Raw genomic sequence first — 2,757 nt, 5'->3', positions numbered from 1 at the left:
GCCACGTCGAGGTCTTTCGGATGGATTGTGTGAGAACTTCCATCATCGGAAGACCTCGACGTCTATCCGCGCAGCGACTCGCCGTATCCTGGAATCACCGATCTACACTCTCAATTACGAAGAGCCAGTTAATCCGTACGGTATTTGACAGCAATTGGATCGATTTATCAAGAATGATTACAAAACGATCATGCTTGGCAGTAGTTTCAACGGGAAAGCGCTAAAGATGGTAGCGGTGTCGGGTAAGTGAGATATTTGGATGAATGTACATATCCTCTTGAAAGGATCGGCATATATTCTACTACCCCATAAACCTCGCCAAATCTGAAAAATCGACAAACGTAGCGTCAGGATCGACACTCTTTGCGAATCTCTCGGCAGCCTCACGGTAACCATCGAGAGAGCTTCTGTTAAATTGATAGTAATTGCAAATGTCACGGGATAGACGTTCATTCAAGCCCAGAGAAAAACTGTAGTCGACGACCGTCGGGAACGGAAAAGTTAAACCGTCTTTCGAAGTAGCGACAGCTAGGTGGCCGTATGGGTGCACGTTTCGGTCGTCAATGAACTCAATGTAAGAGATTGAGGAGTCGCATTCTAGATTTGTCAGATCGGAGCGATGTCGGGGCCAACATATCGCGAGGTCGCTCCCGTAACGTGAGACCGCCGGAACATGTCGGGGGGCATTCCTTCGCGGAACCCACATCTCGGCGACGCCGTGATTAGGAAATCTAAGGCGTGAATCAAAACGCTGGATAAGCGCTCTAGTTGTAGAAGAAACTTTGGATCCTGCCTGAAAATTGCGAGAGTCTAATGGTTCGAAGGTCCTGGTCAGCCAGCTGGAAAGTCCCGGATTCTCTAACCCGGAGTGAATTTTGACGAACTGGTTTGTTAAATCTGAATAGGCGCCTAGAATTTGTGTAGCAGAATCGAGATTCTCATAATCGTTAAGCAGGTATGCGAGTATATCGTCTGGAATGTTCAGATCAAGATTGGAATCGACGTCATCTGTGTTAGACATTCGGCCTTGTCGTGCAAAAGCCAGCGTGCCAGTGGAGTCAAATTCGAGATTCTCCATGGATATGGACTCAGCGGTCGTGAGCGCTTTTCCCTGATGAAAATGATAGGGGATTGAACCGTGGTCTGGAGGGTAAATGACGCGATACATTGACGCTAATTGAATATCTCTGGATGAAAAGTTCCTGGGAGCGTCTATAGAAAATGACCGACCAGGCGCGACCTGTCGGTTTGTGACTATAGCAGTTAGCTCCGACTTCGGGGTGGTTGACGAGTTGAGTTGATCTACGAGCGGATCAAGCGATGCTAGCCAGAACGGAGTCGAATGTGCAGGAACGGGACTAATCTTCAATGTTTTGTCAGAACACCAGCGACGCAGATCTATAAGCATATTGCCAATTCGTAGGTTGATCCGAGTGAGTAGCGGAATGAGCTGGTCGATTCTTTGGGTGATTAATCCTTTATCGACTAATCGTGTTGCATCTCGCGACCAGTATACGTTTTCGATATCCCTCATTACTACGATGATGTCGATGTAATCGTCTGGTCGAGATATCGACTGGTCCGTCATTGCGAGGATATCGAACCAGAAGTCGGTGGGCACTTTGAAGGTAATTTCATCTTTTGGGTGTAGGTCTTGTTTGGGGAGGTCAAAAGAGTGAGTCTGGAAAGCGTATCCGTAGATGGTGACTTCGTCTATGGTTACTAGTGAGTCATTGGTGTTCGATAACGTAGCGGTAGGTGGGGTGAAGTATTTGTCTGAATCATATTTCCACGATATACTAACGCCCGCTACTCTTGCCCTCCGGGCCAGTTCATAATTATTTCGGTTTAGCTGGTAGCTAGCTAACGCGGTCTTGAGTCCGCCGTATGCTACGATTCCAGCAATTATAGTCATGGTTATACGTATTTTGTTTTCGGTCCACCATGCCAAGTCAAGAGCGCCTGAAAAGAAGGATCCGAGCTCCTGATGATTCCGTGCTATGAATGCTATTACGAAAATCGCAATTAGAATGGTGGCGATTTGTCGAATTATTCGTTGGGTCAAGGCTCGAAGTTCTTTCGTCAGCTTGCCGATTGGGATGTATCGAAGTCTAACTGATTAGGGCCTGATCTAGGCGTGCATTCGGTTGCTCTTTTCGTTTCGGTGCCTGCAGCGTGCGGCTCTGTGGTCCGAGGGACGGCGTGTGGTTAGTCATAAGTATGCTCTGAGTGCGCAGCTGTCTGCGGTTGATTGTGTAAATGAAGCGACGTTAGATTGATTGTTAAACTAGTTTCGTCGGAAATGAGTTCGACGAGCCGATCGCTGCCGTAGCAGTGTGTATATATGTTTTGGTGTCACGGTTTGTTGGGGAACTGGATATCCAAGTCAGTGGGCGCCCGTTAGCGGAGGCATGAGGTCTTCCGTGGAACTTGCGACCTCGGCTTGGGACTCTAATGGTGGATGCTGAGCGCTAGTATTTGCTCTTGGTCTGATTTCTGGCATCGGTAACGATTGGTATTTAGTTCCACATATTATGGGCCTTGAGGTATGAAGGCTCATCGTAATTGAGAGTGTAGAACCGGTCTGAAGCCACCGGACTCGAGCAGACACCTCGCGATGTAATGCGTGAGGTTGCGGAATCCCAGCGCGGACCCGCGTAGATGCTCGAGTCTGCCGTTGATCGCTTCAGTGGGACCGTTCGACGTTCCCGGTCGGGTGAAGAACGCGAGCACATCAGCAGCTCGACGCTTCAACGT

Annotated in this window: 2 protein-coding genes; both read right to left on the bottom strand. The window is 48.6% G+C overall.

The features are described from left to right. Positions 1 to 301 precede the first annotated feature (301 nt). Positions 302 to 1,915: a hypothetical protein gene (locus BI49514_RS16425; protein WP_145996250.1), complete on the bottom strand. Its 1,614-nt coding sequence runs from the start codon at positions 1,913 to 1,915 to the stop codon at positions 302 to 304. Between the two features lie 641 nt (positions 1,916 to 2,556). Further along, positions 2,557 to 2,757 (bottom strand): transposase (locus BI49514_RS16095; protein WP_145996179.1); only part of this gene is annotated, 201 nt, incomplete at its 5' end.

It is taken from the genome of Brevibacterium iodinum ATCC 49514 (assembly GCF_900169265.1).
GTDB classification, from domain to species: Bacteria; Actinomycetota; Actinomycetes; order Actinomycetales; family Brevibacteriaceae; genus Brevibacterium; species Brevibacterium iodinum.
This window is presented reverse-complemented; position numbering and strand designations above follow the sequence as displayed.

What these genes read in the sequence shown, in the direction of transcription:
- BI49514_RS16425 (WP_145996250.1), bottom strand. Translation starts at nt 1,915, where the DNA reads ATGACTATAATTGCTGGAATCGTAGCATACGGCGGACTCAAGACCGCG.